The sequence below is a fragment of the Sphingobacterium sp. HSC-15S19 genome, from assembly GCF_050433745.1.
Classification (GTDB): Bacteria; Bacteroidota; Bacteroidia; order Sphingobacteriales; family Sphingobacteriaceae; genus Sphingobacterium; species Sphingobacterium siyangense.
Genome location: NZ_JBNPWQ010000037.1, coordinates 35,842 through 59,066, shown reverse-complemented (window position 1 = coordinate 59,066; position 23,225 = coordinate 35,842). Strand labels below are relative to the sequence as shown.

At 38.9% G+C, this 23,225-nt stretch carries 19 protein-coding genes; 10 read left to right on the top strand and 9 right to left on the bottom strand.

Annotated elements, in window-relative coordinates:
- The first annotated feature begins 177 nt into the window (after nucleotides 1–177).
- A complete protein-coding gene (locus tag L1283_RS23510) occupies nucleotides 178–969 on the top strand; it encodes a hypothetical protein (protein ID WP_312352407.1) in 792 nt (263 codons plus the stop codon).
- 16 nt (nucleotides 970–985) lie between these two features.
- Nucleotides 986–1,927 (top strand): TIGR01212 family radical SAM protein, encoded by a 942-nt coding sequence (locus tag L1283_RS23505; RefSeq protein ID WP_046671592.1) that lies wholly within the window; start codon nucleotides 986–988, stop codon nucleotides 1,925–1,927.
- 151 nt (nucleotides 1,928–2,078) lie between these two features.
- Here the strand turns inward: L1283_RS23505 and L1283_RS23500 are convergent, their stop codons facing one another.
- Nucleotides 2,079–2,546, bottom strand: coding sequence for a nucleoside triphosphate pyrophosphohydrolase family protein (locus L1283_RS23500; protein ID WP_046671593.1), 468 nt, complete (start codon nucleotides 2,544–2,546; stop codon nucleotides 2,079–2,081).
- Between the two features lie 94 nt (nucleotides 2,547–2,640).
- Nucleotides 2,641–4,257: a pseudouridine synthase gene (locus L1283_RS23495; RefSeq protein WP_286849962.1), complete on the bottom strand. Its 1,617-nt coding sequence runs from the start codon at nucleotides 4,255–4,257 to the stop codon at nucleotides 2,641–2,643.
- Nucleotides 4,258–4,499: 242 nt separating this feature from the next.
- On the opposite strand from L1283_RS23495, the gene L1283_RS23490 reads away from it, so the two are divergent.
- Nucleotides 4,500–5,312 carry a lytic transglycosylase domain-containing protein gene (locus L1283_RS23490; protein ID WP_286849960.1) on the top strand — a complete coding sequence of 271 codons (813 nt, stop codon included), beginning with the start codon at nucleotides 4,500–4,502 and terminating at the stop codon, nucleotides 5,310–5,312.
- Nucleotides 5,313–5,420: 108 nt separating this feature from the next.
- On the opposite strand, the gene L1283_RS23485 is transcribed toward L1283_RS23490, so the two are convergent.
- The gene (locus tag L1283_RS23485) at nucleotides 5,421–6,074 is read right to left on the bottom strand and encodes a LolA family protein (protein ID WP_145327935.1); all 654 of its coding nucleotides are present in this window, start codon (nucleotides 6,072–6,074) and stop codon (nucleotides 5,421–5,423) included.
- A 1-nt stretch (nucleotide 6,075) separates the two neighbouring features.
- Entirely contained in the window at nucleotides 6,076–8,811 is a 2,736-nt protein-coding gene (locus tag L1283_RS23480) for an FtsK/SpoIIIE family DNA translocase (RefSeq protein ID WP_286736748.1), read from the bottom strand.
- A 272-nt stretch (nucleotides 8,812–9,083) separates the two neighbouring features.
- On the opposite strand from L1283_RS23480, the gene L1283_RS23475 reads away from it, so the two are divergent.
- Nucleotides 9,084–9,593 carry a GNAT family N-acetyltransferase gene (locus tag L1283_RS23475; RefSeq protein ID WP_145327937.1) on the top strand — a complete coding sequence of 170 codons (510 nt, stop codon included), beginning with the start codon at nucleotides 9,084–9,086 and terminating at the stop codon, nucleotides 9,591–9,593.
- 120 nt (nucleotides 9,594–9,713) lie between these two features.
- Here the strand turns inward: L1283_RS23475 and tyrS are convergent, their stop codons facing one another.
- Nucleotides 9,714–10,997, bottom strand: a complete 1,284-nt coding sequence (gene tyrS / locus L1283_RS23470) for a tyrosine--tRNA ligase (protein ID WP_145327938.1) — start codon at nucleotides 10,995–10,997, stop codon at nucleotides 9,714–9,716.
- A gap of 103 nt (nucleotides 10,998–11,100) precedes the next feature.
- On the opposite strand from tyrS, the gene L1283_RS23465 reads away from it, so the two are divergent.
- Nucleotides 11,101–11,784 carry an ACP phosphodiesterase gene (locus tag L1283_RS23465; RefSeq protein WP_145327939.1) on the top strand — a complete coding sequence of 228 codons (684 nt, stop codon included), beginning with the start codon at nucleotides 11,101–11,103 and terminating at the stop codon, nucleotides 11,782–11,784.
- 80 nt (nucleotides 11,785–11,864) lie between these two features.
- Complete coding sequence (locus L1283_RS23460) at nucleotides 11,865–13,559, top strand: amino acid permease (protein WP_145327940.1); 1,695 nt, start codon at nucleotides 11,865–11,867, stop codon at nucleotides 13,557–13,559.
- Between the two features lie 89 nt (nucleotides 13,560–13,648).
- Here the strand turns inward: L1283_RS23460 and rlmF are convergent, their stop codons facing one another.
- Nucleotides 13,649–14,560: a 23S rRNA (adenine(1618)-N(6))-methyltransferase RlmF gene (gene rlmF / locus L1283_RS23455; protein ID WP_088162950.1), complete on the bottom strand. Its 912-nt coding sequence runs from the start codon at nucleotides 14,558–14,560 to the stop codon at nucleotides 13,649–13,651.
- A 77-nt stretch (nucleotides 14,561–14,637) separates the two neighbouring features.
- A complete protein-coding gene (locus tag L1283_RS23450; RefSeq protein WP_088162949.1) occupies nucleotides 14,638–16,584 on the bottom strand; it encodes a KUP/HAK/KT family potassium transporter in 1,947 nt (648 codons plus the stop codon).
- A gap of 259 nt (nucleotides 16,585–16,843) precedes the next feature.
- Between L1283_RS23450 and L1283_RS23445 the strand changes: the two genes are divergently transcribed.
- On the top strand, nucleotides 16,844–17,278 hold the full coding sequence (locus L1283_RS23445) for a T9SS type A sorting domain-containing protein (protein ID WP_083663760.1): 435 nt from the start codon (nucleotides 16,844–16,846) through the stop codon (nucleotides 17,276–17,278).
- A 120-nt stretch (nucleotides 17,279–17,398) separates the two neighbouring features.
- Here the strand turns inward: L1283_RS23445 and ispG are convergent, their stop codons facing one another.
- Both ispG and L1283_RS23435 read right to left on the bottom strand, forming a co-directional pair.
- Nucleotides 17,399–19,408: a (E)-4-hydroxy-3-methylbut-2-enyl-diphosphate synthase gene (gene ispG / locus L1283_RS23440; protein ID WP_286849952.1), complete on the bottom strand. Its 2,010-nt coding sequence runs from the start codon at nucleotides 19,406–19,408 to the stop codon at nucleotides 17,399–17,401.
- 45 nt (nucleotides 19,409–19,453) lie between these two features.
- Complete coding sequence (locus L1283_RS23435) at nucleotides 19,454–20,404, bottom strand: LiaI-LiaF-like domain-containing protein (RefSeq protein WP_286849951.1); 951 nt, start codon at nucleotides 20,402–20,404, stop codon at nucleotides 19,454–19,456.
- A 246-nt stretch (nucleotides 20,405–20,650) separates the two neighbouring features.
- On the opposite strand from L1283_RS23435, the gene L1283_RS23430 reads away from it, so the two are divergent.
- The 3 genes from L1283_RS23430 to L1283_RS23420 all read left to right on the top strand — a co-directional run bounded on the left by L1283_RS23430 (nucleotide 20,651) and on the right by L1283_RS23420 (nucleotide 23,166).
- On the top strand, nucleotides 20,651–21,385 hold the full coding sequence (locus L1283_RS23430) for an MlaE family ABC transporter permease (protein ID WP_046671950.1): 735 nt from the start codon (nucleotides 20,651–20,653) through the stop codon (nucleotides 21,383–21,385).
- A 9-nt stretch (nucleotides 21,386–21,394) separates the two neighbouring features.
- Nucleotides 21,395–22,153 (top strand): ABC transporter ATP-binding protein, encoded by a 759-nt coding sequence (locus tag L1283_RS23425; protein WP_145327942.1) that lies wholly within the window; start codon nucleotides 21,395–21,397, stop codon nucleotides 22,151–22,153.
- Nucleotides 22,154–22,260: 107 nt separating this feature from the next.
- Entirely contained in the window at nucleotides 22,261–23,166 is a 906-nt protein-coding gene (locus L1283_RS23420) for a class I SAM-dependent methyltransferase (RefSeq protein ID WP_145327943.1), read from the top strand.
- The last annotated feature ends 59 nt before the right edge of the window (nucleotides 23,167–23,225 follow it).

Here is a 23,225-nt window from a genome sequence, read left to right as displayed (position 1 = left end):
GTATTGCCGTAACAGGTGGGAGAGTAGGTCGGTGCCTTTTTTTACACGGAAGCCCTTGCTGGAAACAGTCAAGGGCTTCTTTCGTTTAAGTACTTTCCTTGTGAAGCATCTCGCCTTTTCTAGAACTCCCGTATCTAGGTTTTTTGTATATTGCTGTAAATATTACTTACTGGCCATATGAGAAATTGTTTGATCATCGTCTGCCTTCTCTTGTTTAATTTGAGATTAGGTATTTGCCAAGATGGGCAGAATTACATTTTTGTTTCTTATGAAAACTATCTTCCAACCCCCAAGATAGGTATTATTGATTTTTATAGGCAGTTAAATGAAAAGTGGAAAGGGAATTGGCCTAATCTCAATTATGAAGCTCATGTTGGATTCGAGGTTTATAAGGATAGCACTGTCAAAGTTGTTTCCAGCAATATTGGGTATGTGGATAAAACTGAGGAAATGAATCATAAATTTTCTTCCATATCAAAGTGGATACCGGCAAATAAAGATGGTAGATCTGCCAATATAGCTCGCGAATATATTATTCATCTCGGGGAGAGATCTTATATAGGGGAATTTGGAACATATACACATAGTAAGGATACAATGGTAGTGATCGATCCAGGTCATATCCAATTTATTGGTGGTAAATGGTTGAATGCACTGTATTATCGAACACTTGATTATTTTTATAGAAATGGCAGACTAAAGAAAATTGAGATATTGATCTCAAGAAATAAAGATAGTATAAGAAGATATTTGTCATTTAAGGAATTTGAACAATTTTTCGTTTTCTATTACGGTTTACCTACTTATTACGACAATTCTCCCAATTTAGCCATAAAAGGAAGTTACTTCGATTTGGAGAAAACAGTTAAGGATAGTTCGTATAAATTATCTTGGGAGGATTTTCGTGATGGCCGTATCAGTTTAACATTTGATCCTGAGAAAGTAATGGTCACATATGATTTTTATTGAGTAACTTTGCAGCGCAATGGGTACATTATTGGACAACGGAATTAAACCGTATAATCATTACGGGGCTTATTTAAAGCAAAAGTATAACGGACAGAAAGTGTTTAAAGTGATTGTGGATGGTAATTTTACTTGTCCCAATCGTGATGGTAGTAAGGGCTATGGTGGTTGTACTTACTGTAATGTAGATTCTTTTACACCGGATACTGCCCGGAAAATTCCTTCGATACGGGAGCAGGTAGAATCGGGTATTGAAAGAGCACGCAATAGCTATGGCGCCGAGAAGTTTATTATTTATTTCCAACCAAATACAAATACATATGCGCCGACTCATCTACTGAAAATGATGTATGATGAGGCCTTAAGTATTGATCCTGAAAATACTTTGGGGCTTTCTGTTGGCACACGTCCTGATTGTTTGGATTTTGAAAAGATTGCATTGTTGGAGTCTTATACAGATCGTTACGATGTGGATTTGGAAATGGGTATGGAGTCGATCTACAACGATACATTGGAGCAGATCAATAGAGGCTGTTCTCACGACGAATTTGTTCAGGTCATGGATATGCTGAAAGATACCCCTTTGGAACTTTGTGTACATACAATCTTTGGCTTCCCATGGGAATCTGAAGAAATGATGTTGAAATATGCAGATGAAATCAACCGCTTTCCACAGATTAAATTTGTGAAGCTACATCACCTACATATTGTAGAGGGATCTATTATGGGGGTTAAGTTCAAACGTGAGCCCTTTGAACTTTTTTCGATGGAAGGTTACACCGAGTTCTTAGCGAAGTTTATTCCTCGATTGCGTCCTGATCTGATCATTCAACGTATTTTCGGGATTGCAGATAAAGAATTGTTAATTGCCCCGAATTGGGGCTTACCGAAATCAGGTATTCAAACATACATCGATAAGGGATTGGAAGCACGTCAGGTCGTGCAAGGAAGTCTTTTTTAGTCGCCTCCAATAATTTCTACTCTTTTGATAGATAATTGTATGCTATCGTGTTTAATGAATATATTCCACGCTATAAAAAACAGCAAAGGCTTCTCTAAAGAAGCCTTTGCTGTTTACCTACAAAAAATAGGGTACGATCACCATCTTTTATTTAGCCCTCAACAATCGTTTTTAGATCGGCTGGAGAGTAATTGATAGATTTTAACGTTTTATTGTCGGCTGTTCTGAATACCAGGAATTTGCCATCAACTTCTTTATAATAGGATTCTACGCCTTTTAATTTATAGTGCTCCTGTGTAGCGATGGCTTCTGCTTCGTCTTTACATGCCTTGCTCATATTGGAACGTTGAACTTCATCAAAAAGAGCTGAGAATTTATCTTTTAAACCAAATTCTAATACCGCTCCAGCAAGTACATATTGAATGTCACATAGTGCGTCTGCAATCTCTACCAAATCCTTATCCTGGATGGCTTCTTCTAATTCTTTTAATTCCTCAGCGATCAACGATACCCGTAAGGCACATCTTTGTTCAGATGGAATCGTAGGGGTGTCTAGGATTGGATGTTGGAATGTTTTATGGAATTCCGCAACGGATGAAAGTGTTTTCGGATCAGTCATATTCTTTGTTGTTTTATTTGAAAGAGCAAATATAAAAAATAAAGGACGGTTAACTGAATGACCGTCCTTTATTTTTATTTATCTTCTTAAGCGATTAAATCAGGTGCTTTAATTGCACGATTTCACGCTCCTCTAAATATCTCCAGCGGCCACGTGGAAGATCTTTTTTCGTTAAGTTTGCATAAACCACACGGTCCAATTTAACGACTTCATATCCTAATGACTCAAAAATACGACGTACGATACGATTTTTTCCTGAGTGGATTTGGATGCCAACTTCACGTTTTGATCCACCTTGGACATAGCTCAAGTCATCGGGTTTGATTACACCATCTTCTAATTCGATACCAAAGCTGATTTTGTTAAAATCACCTTGTGTAAGGCTTTTGTTTAACTCGACATTATAGATTTTGCTGATGCTGTTACGCGGGTGTGAAAGTTTTTCAGCAAGACTACCATCATTTGTCATTAAAAGTAGCCCCGTTGTGTTTCTGTCAAGACGACCAACAGGATAGATTCTTTCTTTTGTCGCTTTAGAAACAAGTTCCATTACGGTATGACGCTCCTGAGGATCATCTGTAGTCGTGATATAATCTTTTGGTTTGTTCAACAGAACATAAACATTTTTTTCACGTTTTAAACGTTCGTTGTTGTAACGGATTTCATCTGTTGCAGGATCTACCTTGGTACCCAATTCAGTAACAGGTTCTCCATTTACCCAAATGACACCAGCAATGATAAGCTCATCAGCTTTACGTCTTGAACAAATACCAGCATTGGCGATGTAACGGTTTAAACGAACTAAGCCATCATCCTCTGCATCCTCTGCTTTTTTCTTTGGACGTTTAATATATTGTTTATCACCAAAGTTTTTGTTGTCATCAAAATTTCTACTTCTTTCGCCATCAAACTTTCTGTTAGAAGGTCTTGAAGAGTCATTTCTGTCTGAACGTTTGAAATTATCTCTTTTATCAAAAGAACGCTCCGATCTATCGAATGATCTTGGGCTGTCATTTCTGTCTGAACGTTTGAAGTTATCTTTTTTATCGAAAGAACGCTCTGAACGGTCAAAAGATCTTGGAGTGTCATTTCTGTCTGAACGTTTGAAACTATCTCTTTTGTCAAAAGAACGTTCTGATCTATCAAAAGATCTTGAGGAATCATTTCTGTCTGTACGTTTGAAACTATCTCTCTTATCAAAAGAACGCTCTGAACGGTCAAAAGATCTTGAGGAATCATTTCTATCTGTACGTTTGAAACTATCTCTTTTATCAAAAGAACGTTCTGAACGGTCAAAAGATCTTGAAGAGTCATTTCTATCGGAACGTTTGAAGTTATCTTTTTTGTCAAAAGAACGTTCTGATCTATCAAATTTATTGAAGGAATCTTTTTTGTCAAAAGATCTTGAAGAATCATTTTTATCAAATGAGCGGCCTCCTCTACCAAAGGATTTTTCTGAATTATCTTTTGAACGGAAGGAATTGTTCTCTCCTCGGAAAGGAGGTTTGTCTGAGAATTTTTTAGATCCGAATGATCTGTTCTCACGATTATCATCTTTTCTGAAAGAACCTCTTTCAGATTGGTCATTCGACCCATATGATTTTTTTCCGAAACTATTGTTCTTATCGCCTCTAGATTTGAAGCTATCTGAGTTGCCTCGTGACTTTCTGGAGTTGTCATCACGACTGTTCCTTTTATTGCTGAATGGCATTGTGTTTTGCTAAAATGTGAACCACAAAGTTAGGTATAATTTTGGGTTTTGCGAAAAAATCCTTATCTTTTTGTCTTTTCTTGGATTTGCTGCGTTTTTACGCTAAAAAAGCCACTTTAAGTGGTCTGTAATGTAACTATTTGTTTTTTAAATAAATAGTGTTTACCTTTGTACCCTTGAATTTGAACCAAGCTATTTTTTGATCGATTGGAGTCGTGGATAGGATAGCATTAAGGGAGTGAATGATAAGAAAGAAAGTTTTATGTAGTAGTTTGATTTTGTTTGCTTTATTGCTGTCAAAATTATACTCAACCCCACACAACAACGCTTCAAACGGCGATAAGATCGTTGAACCGAAGCTCGTAGTAGTTCCCGCTCATCATGGGGACGAAGAAGAAAAAAAAGAAAAAAGCAATTCGTTTGAATCTTATATGAATTCATTGACATTTGCTGAAGATTCATTACCGATGGATCGTCCGCTTGTGGAAAGTAAATTGCGCAAATTTTTCAATCGATTCTCGTTTAAAAAAACAGGATCATACGATATGCACAAAAAGGCAGAGACCTATTTGCCTATGATCGCAAAGATCCTTAAATCACATGGTATTCCGGAGGATTTTAAGTATATCCCCTTAGTGGAAAGCGGGCTTAGTAAAGCTGTTGTTTCATCTAAGGGAGCTGGTGGTTATTGGCAGTTTATGCCGGCAACAGCGCGATTGTATGGATTGAAAGTCAATGGTAGAGTAGATGACCGGAAAGATCTTGTCAAATCTACACATGCTGCTGCCAGATACCTGAAATACCTGTATGCCCAATTTGGAAACTGGACCTTGGTAGCTGCAGCATATAATGTCGGTGATGGTAGTTTAAGAGGTTCTATAAGAAGACAAAAAAAGGACGACTATTTTGCATTGAAATTGAATAATGAAACGGGTTCGTATGTTTACAAACTGGTTTCTATGAAGGAAATTATCGAACATCCGCAAAAGCATGGTTATTCGCGTTATGCAAACAAAGAAAGCGAGACCTTGGATAAGGAACCCAATATGCTATAAAATTGCGTAAAGTAAAATATAACGATTAAAGTACCATAAAAAAGGCTTTCCAATACTGGAAAGCCTTTTTTATGGTACTTTAATCAGTGTTATAGCGACGATAGATTTTTATCTTAAATCGACGATTTCAAAACCTTTGTAATCATTTTTGTTGAATGCAAATAGACTACCTGAAAGCGCTTTATTGCCTTCTTGCGAAGCTAATGTATAGGTATAGCGATTACCACTTTTATCAAAAACGGTCGTATCATAGATCAGGTTACTTGCCTTATTGATACGCAGCTTTATCTTTGAATAGTTTTTTTTGCTATCGAGCGGACTTAATTCAACGACACTTAGCGTAAGTCCCTTTACCTTTTCAGTATTGGTCAAGGTATATTTAAAACCGCTGGTGTAGAAGCTGAATATGTTTGTTGGATTGATCTCGTTGGTCGAATTGCTTGCTTCTGAGATTTCCACTTCCTTTTCGGCTTTCATGATATTCCACTGTGTCTTGGAATCCGATATCAATACTTGATTTTTGGTACTGACCTGGTACTTGTTGTTACTCTTGTCCAGGTATATTGTTCCAGCGTCAGTATGTGAGCCACCATTAGCTTGTTTAATAGCTAATGAGAAGTTGGCCTGTATTGTTTTGTATGCATTGTACTTTTGGCTTACTTTCGTCAGTAATGCTTTAGCAGCGGTATCATTTTGTGCATAACTGTTTTGGCTGTATGCAATAATTAGCAAACCTACCATAAACCACAATTGTTTTTTCATCTTAGTTGTCCTTTCTTAACGTCTCCAAAAATTGTTCTAATGAATACTCATCTGGATAAAGTACCTCGCGGGCCTTACTTCCTTCAAATGGACCTACAATTCCAGCAGCTTCCAATTGATCGATGATTCGTCCTGCTCTGTTATAACCCAATTTTAATTTACGTTGGATTAATGAAGTTGAGCCTTGCTGATGCATGACAATCAATCGGGCAGCTTCTTCGAACAACTGATCGCGGTCTTTGGGATCAAAATCCACACTACCAGAACCATCTCCGTTTTCGTCTACATATTCCGGAAGCATAAATGCCGAAGGGTAGCCTCGTTGTGCACCGATGTAGTCGGAAATTTGTTCAACCTCTGGCGTATCAACAAAAGCACACTGAATACGTATCAAATCACTTCCAGTCGCTAGAAGCATGTCACCTCGACCGATCAACTGATCTGCACCGCCTGTATCTAGAATGGTCCGTGAATCGACTTTCGATAATACACGGAATGCAAGACGTGCAGGGAAGTTGGCCTTGATTGTACCGGTAATGATATTGACAGAAGGACGTTGGGTTGCAATAACCAAGTGAATCCCTACCGCACGGGCCAATTGTGCCAATCGTGCAATCGGTGTTTCGACCTCTTTTCCTGCTGTCATCATCAAGTCGGCAAACTCATCAACAATAAGAACGATATATGGTAAGAATCGATGACCCTCCTCAGGGTTTAATCTGCGATTGATAAATTTTGCATTATATTCCTTTAAATTCCGTACCTGTGCATTTTTTAACAAATCATAACGTTGATCCATTTCTATACACAGAGAATTTAAGGTGTTGATTACCTTCTTCGTATCGGTGATAATTGCATCTCCGTCGTCAGGCAATTTTGCAAGGAAGTGGCGCTCTACTTTTTTGAATAGAGAAAGTTCCACTTTTTTAGGGTCAACAAGGACAAATTTTAGTTCGGCCGGATGCTTTTTATACAGCAAGGAGGTCAGAATGGCGTTGATACCTACTGATTTACCTTGTCCGGTCGCTCCCGCAACTAGAAGGTGGGGCATTTTAGCTAAATCGGCAATATAGACTTCATTGGAAATCGTTTTACCTAAAGCAATCGGGAGATCCATGTCTGTTTTCTGAAACTTCTCCGTAGCAAGTACTGATCGCATGGATACCATTTCCGGACTGGAATTTGGTACCTCAATACCGATTGTTCCTTTTCCAGGCATAGGTGCAATAATCCGTATACCTAATGCCGCAAGACTTAAGGCAATGTCATCTTCCAGATTTTTGATTTTTGAAATCCGTACACCTGGTTTTGGTATAATTTCATACAAAGTTACCGTTGGACCTATAGTTGCTTTGATACTTTCGATCTCGATACTGTAGTTTCTCAGTGTATCAACAATCCTGTTTTTGTTCGCTTCGAGTTCCTGTTGATTGATGGTAATTTTACCACCACCATAGTCCTTCAATAAATCCAATGCCGGATGTTGGTAACCAGAAAGATCCAATTTTGGATCATATTGTCCGAATTGGGCCACAAGGTCACTGGCAGTAATCTCTTTTTCCTCTTTGATATCCTCGACCACCAGACCTGGTACTGCATCGGGTTCGATGGCAGCTTCTGGCTCTTGTTGAGGTTCTGCTTCAATTTTCGGTGCTTGATATTCCCGGATTAGTGGTAAGTCTTCCGCTTCAAATTCTTCATTCGGCTGATCAATTGTAAAACTGATTGAAGGTGTATTCTCTGTTCGTTCCAGCGGACTGTCGTCGAACGAGAGTACCACTTTGTCTTTCGGATCAATTTGTACTTCAGGTACGGGGTGATGTGTAAAGGCAGGGCGTTGAAGTTCTTCCTGTATATCTTTTTCACGAGCAGATTGAAATCGCTCATTGATTGATGTTGGCCGTTGAAAAGATTCCCGTACAGATTGGATGGAATCATCTTCAATATGAATTTTGTTTCTTAGATTTTGTGGAGCGTATTCATCTTCATCCTCATCGTCCATATCTTCGGAGAATGACTTGGATTTCCTGTTACTGAATAGGACAAATTTAAAATCGAGGTTGTAAAGTAAGATTAATGTCGTCAGGTAGGCAAAAGCCAATATACAGCCAACGCCGACAATACCTACTTGTGCTTCCAGTAATTTATTGGTCCAAAAACCAAATTTCCCCTCGAGCATATGCGGTGTATCTGCCATAAATCCATGTAGGAAGCCTAATGTTACCGAGATAAAAACGATTGCAACAAAAGAATAGACCACAGTACGGTACAATGGAAGTAATGATTTCTTGAACAACAGGCGATATCCTAAAATGAATAATACCGGGATAAAGAGAAAAGATGCGACGCCAAACCATTCGTACATGAATTGGTTGGCAAGCAATGCGCCAAATTTCCCTAGTTTATTATCGACAACAGGTAGATCAACAGCTTCATCATGAATTTCTTCTGTAGATCTGAATAATGTCGACCATCCGCCATTGGTTTTTGCGATATAACTTTGATCGTCTTCCCAAGTGAATAAGTAGGAGACGAAAGCTGTAGCAAATGCCAATGAAAGCAAGATCAATAAAATCCCTAATATCTTGACAGCCTTTTGCTGTGCATCAGAATAATCTCTTGGTACACTATTTTTTTGACTTTTTTCTTTTTTAAATGTTGTTGATTCCTTTTGAGGGGCACGTTTGCCGGAAACTGAATTTCCTGTCTGCCTAAATGTATTTCCTTTGTTTGACATTGAAAAGCTCACAATTATACTGCTTACAAACTTAGTTATTTTGATAGTATTTTAAAGATGCTGATGGCCTATTATTTTAAGTTTGTCGTTTTTTATGAATGAATAAATTTAGATGTAGCTAAAAAGCTAGATAGCTATAATGACTAGCAAATACTATGCCCTGCAAATAGGTTTGATCAAAGAATGTGCATATCTATACAGATTGCTGTTTTGGTGTATTCTTTGGAGTTGCTGTAAAATATGTAGTTTTACGAATAAAAATAAGAGATAGGATGAACAAGTTTGAAATACGAAAAGCGACATTGGCTGATAAAGGACGGATTTGGGAAATTATACAACAAGCAATTGCCCTCAGGAAAGAACAAGGCAGCCGACAATGGCAAGATGGTTATCCGAATGAAGATGTGGTGCAGTCGGATATTGATAAGGGCTACGGGCATGTCGTTGAAGTGGAGCATAGGATTGTAGGTTATGTAGCTGTTATTTTTGATGTCGAACCTGCTTATAATGATATTGACGGAAAATGGTTAAGTGATGGACCTTATGTCGGTATACACCGATTGGCCTCGGCGCAGGATCCGCATATGAAAGGTGTGGGAACGGGAATCATGTCTGGGGTGGAGAAGATCGCGGTTGATCATGGGGTTTATAGTATCAAGGTGGATACTAATTTTGACAATGGAGGAATGTTGCATGTGTTCGAAAAGCTGGGGTATCAATATTGTGGGGAGGTACATTTTAGAGGAGCGTCGCGTAAGGCATTTGAAAAACTATTAAATTAACCGGACCGATTTTTTAGCGGAAGAAGAACAGCTTTGGATTGCATAAAGAAGTCCCTTTTGATTTGTTCAAAAGGGACTTCTTTATGCTTATGGATTATTAAATCAGGATATTGCTGATCACTAATCTGCGATAATCAGATAATAATTCTTTTTACCGCGTTGTGCAACAATATATTTATTGTTTACAAGGTGATTTTCCGTAACTGACTCTTCTATATCAGTTGCTTTTTCTCGGTTGATAGAAACTCCGCCGCCCTGAAGCATTTTGCGGGCTTCACCTTTGGAAGGGAATACTTGTGTCTGAACAGCCAGTAAATCAAGAATATTGATGCCTGCTGCAAGGTCCGCTTTAGCGACCTGAAATTGAGGAATGCCTTCAAATACCTCTAAAACAGCCTCGTGATCTAAGTTGTTCAAAAATTCTAAAGAACCATTACCAAAAAGAAATTCAGAAGTTTTGATCGCAGTTTCGTATGCTTCTTCGGAGTGGGTACGAATGGTGATATCTTTTGCCAGTGCTTTTTGAACTAAACGTAAGTGTGGCGCTGCATCATGTTCTGCAATAATAGACGCTATTTCGTCCTGAGGTTTGAGTGTGAAAATTTTGATCCAGTTTTTAGCATCATCATCTGACGTATTCAACCAAAATTGGTAATACTTATACGGAGAGGTTTTCTTTGGATCTAACCATACGGCACCAGATTCGGTTTTTCCAAATTTCTGACCATCGGCTTTTTTGATTAATTGTGTGGTGATTGCATAAGCTGTTCCCTGATCTTGGCGACGAATCATTTCACTTCCTGTTACAATGTTACCCCATTGGTCGGACCCACCCATTTGAACTTTACAGTTATGATGCTTCCAAAGGTAGTAGAAGTCATATCCTTGAATCAATTGGTAGGTAAACTCTGTAAATGAAAGACCATTGTCGCCTTCCAGACGTTTTTTTACCGAATCTTTAGACATCATATAGTTAACGGTAATCATTTTACCGATATCACGAATAAAATCCAAAAATTTAAAATCTTTGAACCAGTCGTAATTATTAACCATTTGGGCGTCATTTTCACCTTCTCCAAATTCAAGAAATTTGCCTAACTGTTTTTTCAGACAAGCTACATTATGCTGTAAGGTAGCTTCGTCCAACAAGTTACGCTCTGCAGATTTGAAAGAAGGGTCTCCGATCATTCCTGTCGCTCCTCCAACCAGGGCAACAGGTTTGTGGCCTGCATTTTGGAAGTGGATCAAAGTCATGATCTGCGTCAAGTGTCCTACGTGTAGAGAGTCGCCTGTGGGATCAAAGCCGATATAACCAGCGACTTTTTCTTTATTCAGTAAGTCTTCAGTGCCTGGCATAATATCTTGCAACATGCCTCTCCAACGTAATTCTTCTACAAAGCTCATTGTTAAATGGATTTAATTTTTTAATTTACAAGATGCAAAGATAGGAGATTAAGCGTATATTGAGCGAATAATTCCATATAAAAGCACACGCTAATAAGCTGGTATGAATTTTTTGTCACATTTCTATTTTGAGCGGTTTGCAACCAATGCCGAACGTATTGTAGGTGGATTGCTACCCGATTTATTAAAAAATGCTGATAAATCCTTTATGCTAAAACCACGTCAGTATGAAGATGAGCTTTTGGACAATCCTTTACTGGAGCAATTGTATATAGGTTGGAACCGTCATATCGAGGTCGATCGCCTGTTTCACAATTCACCTTATTTTTTTCATCATACACATCAACTGAAACTAAAAATCCAGTCTAGTTTAGCGGGGCTGCCTATCCGGCCGTCCTTTATGGCGCATATCGCGTTGGAGCTATTGCTGGATCATATCCTAACACAAAATAAAGCGGTCTCCATCGATAAATTCTACGCTGCGCTAATGCATGTCAATGAAGACGCTGTTCGGAAGTTTTTGAAAATTAATCAACTGAATGATATTCCTAAGTTTGAAAAGTTCTATCATCAGTTTATTGAGTGGAAGTATATTTATGACTATGCTGAGGTAGAAAAAATTGCAGGTGCACTTTTCAATATTTGTAAACGATTGTGGCAATTTGAAGTTTCCGTGGAGCAAAGACAGCTTCTGACAGAACAGTTGATTTCCTATTTACATACGCAGATGACCGATTATCAGGAAATTTACCAGTATATTCAATATGAGCTGGTGGACTTTAATTAGTCTATCGGAAAATACCAATAGTATAAGACCTTGAAAATATTTATTTTCGCATAATTTTAAGTATCAAAAACTAAATTTACATGTCACATAGACTTTTTCGGAAGAAAAGTGTTGATCAGATTCTGCATGACACTCAAAAAGAGGGGGGGACAGGCCTTGCAAAGGTATTGGGGGTAACAGATCTGGTTTCGTTGGGTATCGCCGCTATTGTAGGGGCTGGAATCTTTAGCACAATTGGGTTAGCGAGTTATGAAGGTGGGCCGGCAGTATCACTGCTCTTCGTTTTTACAGCTTTTGCCTGTGTTTTTACGGCATTGGCCTATGCGCAATTTGCCAGTACAGTTCCTGTTTCAGGATCAGCATATACGTATGCTTATGTAGCTTTTGGTGAGTTGTTTGCATGGATTATAGGTTGGGCATTGGTCTTAGAATATGCTGTTTCCAATACGGTTATTGCCATTTCCTGGTCGCAATATTTTGTCTCCATGCTAGAGGGCTTTGGTCTTCACATACCGGCTTGGTTATCCATGGCACCAGGCTATGCTTATGATGCTGTAGACAAGATGAACCAACATGGCGCGGCGGCCCTGACCGCAATCGACCAACATGGTCTGGATGCTTTTAATAGTGCGCCACGAATTGGGGGATTGCCTATTATTTTCGATTTACCGGCAGGTGTCATTACATTTTTGGTCACTTGGTTGGTTTATATCGGAATCAAAGAGTCCCAGAAAGCAAGTATGGTCATGGTTATGATAAAGGTGGCAATTATCCTGGCTGTCATTTTTGGGGGTATATTTTTCATTAAACCTGAAAATTGGACACCTTTTGCACCGAATGGTCTCAAAGGTGTACTCGGAAGTGTGGCCGCGGTTTTCTTTGCCTTTATCGGATTCGATTCGATCTCCACAACTGCCGAAGAGTGTAAAAACCCACAGCGCGATCTGCCTAAGGCAATGATCTATTGTCTATTGATTTGTACTGTATTGTATGTTGCCATTACCCTGGTCTTGACGGGGATGGTTAACTATACCGAATTAAATGTGAAGGATCCACTTGCTTTCGTATTTAAATATGTCGGCTTTGACCATATGGCCGGAATTATATCGGTGACCTCTGTGATTGCCATTACCAGTGCCTTGCTGGTGTATCAATTGGCTCAACCAAGAATTTGGATGACTATGAGTCGGGACGGTTTGTTGTGGAAGAAATTCGCGACGATCCACCCAAAATATAAAACACCTTCTTTTGCGACTATTGTAACGGGTTTGGTGGTTGCTATCCCTTCGTTATTTTTTAAAATGGACTTCTTTGTGGATCTAACGAGCGTGGGCACCTTTTTTGCCTTTATCCTTGTTTGTGCAGGTGTATTGTATATGGATTATTCGGGCTTATCTGCAAAATCCAAATTTAAAGTTCCTTACATCAATGGTAAATATTTAGTTGGTGCAGGGCTACTGATCGCTATTGTGCTTATTTTTATCTATGCGCAAGAGACGATTCAGGAGTGGAAATCGCTTTCCATCCTGGAAATTATAGAACATAAAATGTTGGTCATTATATTTTGGTTAACCTGGCTTGGCCTGAGTATTTATAGCTTTAAAATGAACTTTTCGCTATTGCCTGTCGTTGGTATCCTGATCAATTTGTATTTGATGACGGAATTGGGGGCAAGTAACTGGATAATATTTGTGATCTGGCTCGTAATCGGATTGGCTGTATATTTTATGTATGGCTATAAACATTCAAAGTTAAATAAACAGGCGCAAGTATAGTATATGAGAAGCGTCGTACAATAATGGTTCAAAGAAAAGGAGCTATCTGCATAAAAGATAGCTCCTTTTCTTTGAATATCGTGGACGTATTAGAATCTCCACAAAAGGATTCGGCTTACCTTATTGCCTTGTTCCATGCGGATCACCTCGGTCTCTTTTACACTTATTTTCTTTAGTTTGTGTTGTAGAAAGCGAATGTCTTCGCGGTGAGCAACTAATGTTGTGAACCATTTTACTTGATCTTTGTGAAATTGACTTTCAAAGATCATGCGTGACAAGAAAGCTTTTTCACCACCATCACACCACAACTCGCTTCCTTGTCCAGAAAATGCTTGTGTGACAGGTTTTTCGTCTATTTTAGCTTCTTTAATGCCTGTAGTCTTACGGATTGACTGCTGTAAAGCCTCGGTTTGAGAGCTAAAAAATGGGGGATTACAGATTACCACATCATATTTCTCACCTGGAAGGATAATATCTTTGAATATGGCTTTCGGGTTATTTTGTAGACGGATTTGTATACTCTTTTTTAAGCTCATATTTGTCCGTGTTATCTCGATTGCATTTTTGTATGCGCTCTTGATAATTTCAGATCCTACAAAGCTCCATCCATACTCCTGATGCCCGATGATGGGGTAGATACAATTTGCACCAACACCGATATCGAGTATATGGATATTTCCACCTTTTGGAATCTCACCATTATTATCCCTTGCAAGCACGTCTGCGATGTAATGAATATAATCTGCTCGGCCCGGGATAGGGGGGCAAAGATTCTCTTTGGGAATATCCCAGTGTTGAATGTGGTAATATTTTTTTAGAAGCGCCTTGTTTAACGTTTTAACAGCATCGGGATTGTTAAAATCGATGGATTTTACGTTATAAGCATTTTCTATAACAAAATCTTTGAGCGAAGGTTCGACTTTGCTCAATTCTTCAAAATTATAGTTATCGAGATGTCTATTTCTAGGGTGTAATTTCTTTTTTGGATTAGCGTCTGCCATGATGTATTATTTGCAACAAAAGTAATGCAATTCTATTGAATAAAAAAGGTGATGCTTGGGCATCACCTTGAGGAGTATTAATCTTTCCGTATGAGATGGACCTCTGAAGTCTGAGGAAAATTGAGTGGAACCCGCTCAATTGTAACGAAGCTGGAATCTAAACCGAAACCTTTTTCTTCGGACAAACTCATTTTTTTGAGGTAACCATAGATGTCCATAATTACCTTCTCTATCCATGTCATTTGGTTGGTTTTGGAGAGTACTTTTTCCAAAACAACAAACTTAAAGTCACCTGGAATATTGTGTTTACGTAAAGTGTCGTATTGACTGGTAATATCAATTTCACCTTTTTTTACCATTTCCTCAACTACTTTTCTGAACAGCAAGCTGATGCGCTGTTCTTCTCTAAAGCCAAGTTTAAAATCAACGCGTATTAACTTACCCGGGATAAGCTGATCGATCGAATACTCTTTTGTATGTGGATGATCCATCACATCAACGTGGACGAGCCAATATACATCCGCACGTTTTGGTTTTTTATTAATAATTGAATAAATAATTTTAGCCTCTATCTCGGATTTGAAATTTGCACTTGTCAGATACACCAAATGTGATGCATATGGAGGAACCGATTTATCCTCGCTCAATTCGGAGATAATTGGGTAGTATTTGTTGATGTTAATGAAGTTAACGAAACGATTTTTAATTTTTCGCGCCGTGTACCAGCAATACATTGTTCCAAATAACGCAGTGGCAAGCATCAAGGTTAACCAACCACCATGCGCTATTTTGACACCATTTCCTATTAAGAACGTTAATTCAATAACAAAATAAGCAACCAAAAATACCGCAATAAGCACGCGATTGACCTTTTTCATAGCGAGGAAGTATCCCATTAAGATTGTGGTCATCAATACCGTTAAATTGATCGCAAGCCCATAGGCTGCATCCATTCGGCTTGATTCTTCAAATACCCAGATGACGATCATACAGCCGACCCATAAAATTAAATTGATGGATGGTACATACAATTGTCCTTTATGTTCGCTGGGGTAGCGGATAGCCACCTTAGGCCATATATTCAAACGTACTGCTTCCGAAATTAGGGTATAAGAGCCAGATATCATGGCTTGACTGGCGATGACCGCTGCGATCGTTGCGATAGCGATACCGTAACCGATAAACCAATCGGGCATGATTGAATAGAACGGATTTTCACCCCCTAGAACACGTCCTTCCTGTGTTAATAACCAGGCTCCTTGCCCGAAATAATTTAGTATAAGTGTGATTTTTACGTAGATCCAGCTGATACGGATATTGTTTTTACCACAGTGTCCCATATCCGAATACAATGCTTCGGCGCCTGTAGTACATAAAAATACTGCACCGATCAATAATAGTGAATGGGGGTAAGTAATTAAAATATGGAAGGCATAGTAAGGGTTGATTGCTTTCATCACTTCCGGTGCGAGGTGAAGATGAGATAAACCAATTACACCGATGATGGAAAACCAGATGGTCATTAATGGACCGAAAACCTTTCCTACAACGGATGTTCCAAATCGTTGAATAATAAACAATAAGGAGATAATTGTAACTACAATAGGTACTGTAGGTAATCCTGGGAATTTGAGATCCAAACCTTCAATAGCCGAGGATATTGTGATGGCAGGGGTGATCATTCCGTCGGCTAATAAGGTCGCCGCACCGATCATCGCTGGAAAAATTAACCAAGGGGCACGCTTGCGTACCAATGAATAAAGGGATAGGATACCACCTTCACCTTTATTGTCCGCCCGGAGAGTGATCCAAACATACTTTACTGTTGTCTGGAGGGTCAGTGTCCAAAAAACACAGGATAGCCCGCCCAAGACTAAGTCTTTTTGAATGGCTCCTTGTCCCATGATTGCTTTGAAAACATACAATGGAGAAGTTCCGATATCTCCAAAAACGATTCCTAAACTGATCAATAATCCGGCGAAACTCACCTTATTGATACTGTTGTGATGACTGTTGTCTGCCATTTATCAATTATTTTATTTCAAAATATACTGCAAAAATATACTTTTTGCCTGTACTTTAAGTAGGTACATTTCCTGCGCCAAATTTTAGCATTTACTTTGACATGCGCAAGAGCTGTTAAAATTTGTTAAAAGAAACTTAGAATGAATCTATTTGCTGAAAAACTTTTAAACAAAATACTAACTTTGTTGTTGATAATTCAAATAGTTAGCGTTATATTTGATTAAACCGTAACCAGTATTTGAAGTCTAATTTAACACTATGGGGAGAAATCTACTTAAAGCAGCTTGTTTAACACTTTTATCCGCACTGACATTGTGCAGCGGGATGACTCGGGTGTATGCAAAGTCTCCTTATGACCATACTATTTCGCAACATATTTGGGACGGTACTGAGGCATTTGGGGAAGACAACAACATCAAGGACACAGAGAAACTTATCAATAATGTGAAGGTTTTCTATAATCCGATTGCGGAGCAAATAAATCTTTCTTTTAAATTGGCAAAATCGTCGAGTGTCTCTATTAAAGTAATGGATGCATTGGGCAATGAGATTCTCCAATTAATGAATGGCAACTTAGATTCAGGAATTCAAAATCTTTCCTTTGAGCATGGCGGAAAATTAACGACAGGGTTTTACTTTGTACGGGTAGTCGCTGGTTCAGAAACTGTGGTGAAAAGATTTTCTGTTCGATAAGAAGGTAACATATTTCGATAAAAAGGTAGCTTGTAATATAAGTTTACGCGTTAACATAAAACAGCAAAGGGAATCAAATGATTCCCTTTGCTGTTTTATGTTAAACTTGATTTGTTAATTTTAGTCTTGTTGTATTTCTTCGATCCACAGTCCATCATCTTGAATGATCTTGATCAATTCGTCTAAGGCATGTGCAGAACTCACATTTTTCTTAACGATCTGCTGACCTCTATATAGCGTCACTTTATCAGGCCCCGCCCCAACATAACCATAGTCAGCATCGGCCATCTCTCCAGGGCCATTAACGATACAGCCCATGATACCAATTTTTAAGCCTTTTAAGTGATTGGTACGGCTTCGGATCATCTGCGTGGTTTCTTGGAGATCAAATAAAGTTCTGCCACAACTTGGGCAGGAAATATATTCTGTCTTGGATATTCTGGATCGTGTTGCTTGTAGAATTCCGAAAGAAAGCGAAGCGATGTTTTCCAATGCTGTTGCCGGAGAGTCAATCCAAATTCCTGAACCCAAACCATCGATTAATAATGCTCCTAGATCAGTAGAGGCGTACAGCTGTATTTTTGAAATAGGTTCTTCGGGATTCATAAAATCACCAATGGGTCCTGAGAAATCTTCTTCCAAATAAGAACGTTTGATAATGACAGGATTATCGATACCGATTTCCTGTAGGTTTCGAAAGAACTGTCTTTGATCTGCCATACCGTGAAAATAATCGGTTTCTACTATAAATACGACAGTTTTGTCAAGCTGTAAAGATTCAAACAGTGGGGTTAACAAATCTGAATTACAGATTTTGACCATATTCAGGACTTTATCCTTGTTGTCCGACTTTACGAATTCGTCTAAGGTAAAGAGGGGATGAATATTAGTTTGATCGGTAAGTTTTGACCAGGTGTTATAGTTATATACTTGCTTCAGATTTGCCGGCATCGTAAAGGATGGCAAATTGTCTGCGAGATAGACAAAGTCTACAGACTGCTCACCCATGTGGTATTTATCTAATAGGATATCATAGCGATAGCCAACTTTGGAAAGGATCTGAGCGTCTTTCAGATTTTCTTTAGAAATGTCGACCACAATCCTTGGTACCAAAGAGCCTCCGATAAAGGTATTTACTTCCTGGCTGGCATAAGGAACATTTGGTGTCTCTGGAGAGAGCTGAACAATCTCTTGTTTGGGCTGACTCTCGATGTTTGCCTTTCTTTTACTGTATCTATTGACAAGTGCTATGGCGACTGGGGCTTCCCGCTCAGGCTCTTCGGTTAACGATACACGTACAGTATCACCCAGTCCATCTTCCAAAAGTGTTCCGATACCAACGGCAGATTTTACACGACCATCTTCACCGTCTCCAGCTTCGGTTACACCGAGATGTAGGGGGTAGTTCATGTTTTCGGAAACCATTTTTTCGACCAGCAATCGGTAGGCTTTGACCATGACCTGTGGGTTGGATGATTTCATTGAGATACAGAGATTGTAGAAACTCAGATCTTCACACATCCGGATAAATTCCATGGCAGATTCGACCATCCCTTCGGGGGTGTCGCCGTAATGACTCATGATCCTGTCAGACAGTGAGCCGTGGTTGGTACCTATACGCATGGCGGTACCATTTTCTTTGCAGATATTTACGAGCGGAGTGAATTTTTGATAGATGCGCTCTAACTCACGCTTGTATTCTGCATCGGTATAAGATAGCTGATCAAACTTTTTCTTGTCTGCATAGTTACCAGGATTGACTCTTACTTTCTCGACGATACGAGCGGCAACCTCGGCAGCATTTGGTGTAAAATGAATATCAGCAACTAAAGGGACCTTATAGCCTCTTCTGCGAAGTTCATTTTTTATGTTAGCTAAATTTTGTGCTTCTTTAATACTAGGAGCGGTAATTCGAACGTATTCGCAGCCCGCCTCAACCATTCGGATGGTCTGCTCAACCGAACCCATCGTATCCATTGTATCTACTGTAGTCATACTTTGAATACGAATGGGATTACCGCCACCCATGGGAATATCACCGATCTGAATTTCCCTCGTTTTCCATCTCGAATAATCTACCTTGGAATTGCAATAGATTCCAGGTAATGTCAACATATTACTTGTGTCCATATCTAACACAAAGTTAGCTTTTCTTGACTAAAAATTGGCTGTCAATTAATATCTTCTAATTTTTATTGACGCGATGCCACCGTTGATGTCGAAATCGAATTTTTGAGCGGCCGAATCGTAATTCGTCGATTTTACCTCGCCTTCACTTTTTAGGAAATCGCCTTCATAATCTGTCGAGGATAATGCATTGTCGCTTGTAATGCGGCAGGCAGCATTTTTTGGGATGGCGATTTCAATAGAGGAGGCTCCAGCATCCATCGAAATTTTAGTTGTTGCTAGGGGTTGTCCTAATTTTAACTTCAAGCTAGTAGCTCCAGCATCGATATCCAATGTTTCTATCTTGTAGGGTGAAAGATCCAACTTGGCATCAATTGCACCGACATCAAAATTCAGATTCCATAGGATGTTGGGGTTTAAAGCGATGAACGTATTGTTGTTTTTGCTGTTAAAATCCTTGTTTTTGAATTTTCCCTTTAAGTTGATATCTAATTTGTCTGCGGACTCTCCATGTACAGTTACGCCCAGTAAATATTCTTTTGATGTGTTAAATGCCGAGAAGATTTCTGTCGTAGTGCTACTATCATTTCTTAATGAAGTGGCCCCCAAATCGAGGTTTAAGGTAGCGCTATGAATTTTATCGTCCAACGGTACATTGAGTTTTTCTGTTGAATAGTTTGTTTTGTCATTGGGATCATCTTTATCTCTAACGCCAAGGGTCTTACTTTTTAAGAGTTGATTAACGAGCGATTCCTTTGGTGTCGACAATCCTATGTAAGTCAAAAAACCTAAAATCACTACGGTAGAACCAATGGCAACAAACTGTCCAATCTGTTGGTCTTTGGGTACCAGCATACGAATTCCAGCAAGGACAATAAACAGCGGCCAGTATCTAAAAATACCTACCCAGTTGAAAGAAATCGTGTTGAGCTGTGATAATAATAAGACAACTCCTATAAAGAGAATGGTGATACCAGTTGTTATTCTTCGTGTATTCATAACTAATTCCGTTTGTTAATATGTCTCAAAAGTAAGTCGCTTTGAGAGATACCGTATGAATGTTTAGGCTATTATACATAAAAAATCGGTAAATGTGACTAATTGATCGGTAAGTAATTTCGTTTTTCGTATACTTTTTGGGTTTTCGCTTGTTTATATATTTGCTGGAATTAATTACCTTTAATGGATTACTTGGTTTAGTATAGTCGTAAAATTGGCGTAATACATTGAAATTAAATAGATAATATGATCTTTCATCACATTGGTGCATATCTCATCCTCCTGAAATCAGTTTTTAAAAGACCGGAGAAAGGTCGAATTTATTGGAAGGAAACCGTACTGGCAATGACCGATATTGGTATAGGATCTTTGGGACTTATTGTCATTATTTCTACCTTCATTGGAGCTGTTATGACCATGCAAATTGCCTTTCAGATGGTTTCGGACTTGATCCCAAATTCTATTATTGGTTCGATCAACCGGGATTCAAATATTTTGGAATTGGGACCAACGATTTCGGGGTTAGTTTTAATGGGAAAAATTGGGTCGTCTATATCTTCGCAGATCGGATCCATGCGTGTGACAGAGCAAATTGATGCCTTGGAAATTATGGGGATCAATGCCCCTGGTTATTTGATATTACCCAAAATATTGGCAGGTATCACCATGATTCCGATGTTGGTTATTATTTCCATCGTATGCGCTTTAGTTGGCGGTCTGTTGGGCGGGTCACTTTCGGGTGCTGTGACACAGGCGGATTATATTTTAGGAATTCAAGATGGTTTCAATGGTTTTACGGTGACAGTTGCCCTTGTTAAAGCTGTTGTATTTGGGTTTATTATTACTTCGATATCAGCTTATAAAGGGTATAATGTGAAGGGGGGAGCTTTGGAAGTTGGGCAAGCTAGCACAGAAGCAGTTGTAGTTGGCTGCATAACTATTCTTGCTGCAGATTATGTGATAACCGCATTAATGCTTTAAAAAGATTTTATGATTCAAATCGAAGATATTAACAAGTCATTTGGAGACAATCACGTTCTGAAGGGTATCAGTGCAAATTTCGAACCTGGAAAAGTGAGTTTGATTATCGGGGGGTCGGGTTCCGGAAAGAGTACTTTATTGAAATGTATTGTGGGCCTGCATCAACCGGAAAAAGGAAAGGTGATTTTTGATGGCAAGGATTTTACTCGGATGAATTTTGAAGAGCGCGTTCCTATTCGAAAAGAAATAGGCATGCTTTTTCAAAATTCAGCGCTGTTTGATTCGATGACGGTAGAACAAAATATCATGTTTTCGCTGGACATGTTTACGGATATGTCTAAAGCGGAGAAATTAGATCGGGCAAATCATTGTCTGGAACAGGTTAATCTGGAGGGAAGAAATAAATTGTTTCCTGCGGAACTATCGGGGGGGATGAAAAAGCGGGTTGGAATTGCACGCGCAATTAGTATGAACCCCAAATACCTTTTTTGTGATGAACCCAATTCGGGATTAGATCCGGAGACTTCGATTGTTATTGACGAATTGGTGCTAAAAATTACGCAAGAATTGAAATGTACGACAGTCGTTGTTACACATGATATGAATTCTGTGATGGGAATCGGTGAGTATATTTTGTTTCTCTATAAGGGACAAAAATTCTGGGAAGGTTCCAATAAGGATATGATGCGATCGGATGTGGAAGAATTGAACAACTTTGTTTTTGCAAGTCCATTAATGAAAAGTGCTAAAGCTTCAATGGGGCAATAACATGTGAGAAGAGGGTTTTATTGCGCTTAATTTTAGGTGTTTGATCTGCGTTAGCATCGTGCAGATTTCTTTTATATTGAAATTTAGCTTAGTTTTGTCGGAAAATTTTGATTTTGGCAGCAACAAATATACAACTATTGACCCCACAGCATTGGAAGGACTATGAACTCATTGACTGTGGTGATTTTGAAAAACTGGAACGTTTCGGTGATTTAATTTTAATCAGACCAGAACCTCAGGCTGTATGGCCTAAGGCATTAAGTGATGCGGAGTGGAACAAGCGTTACCATATCAAATTCAAAGGTCGTTCGGCTACTTCTGGAGAATGGTTGAAGAAAAATCCGAAGGTTCAGGACCGTTGGCACATCGAATATAAAAATAACGACGTGGCAATCAAATTTAGATTGGGCTTGACATCTTTTAAACACGTCGGGATATTTCCGGAGCAGGCTGTAAATTGGGATTATATTTCGGAATCTGTTCGTTCATTTAAGACGGAGAAACCGAAGGTTCTAAATCTTTTTGCATACACTGGTGGAGCTTCTTTAATAGCAAAGGCTGCCGGCGCGGATACAACGCACGTAGATTCGATTAAACAGGTTGTTACCTGGGCTAATGAAAATATGGAAATTTCCAATTTGGATAACATTCGTTGGGTGGTTGAAGATGCTTTGAAGTTTGTAAAACGTGAGCTGAAAAGAGGTAATACGTATAATGGGATTATTTTGGACCCACCGGCATACGGACATGGGCCGAAGGGAGAGAAATGGAAATTGGAAGATCACATTATGGAAATGATGACTGAGGTCGTTCAACTATTGGATCCTAAAGAACATTTCTTGATTTTAAATACGTATTCATTAGGCTTTTCTTCTGTTATTGTTGAAAATTTAATTAAGACGGCTTTTCCAAAAGTGGAAAACTTAGAAATAGGGGAGTTGTTTTTACAAGCAACTGCAGGACCAAAACTTCCACTTGGCGTATTTGGTAAATTTCGCAAAATAGCGGAGTAAGACTTGTCAAAAGATTCTTTGATAACAACACGGGGTGCTTATTTAAGCGCCCCGTGTTT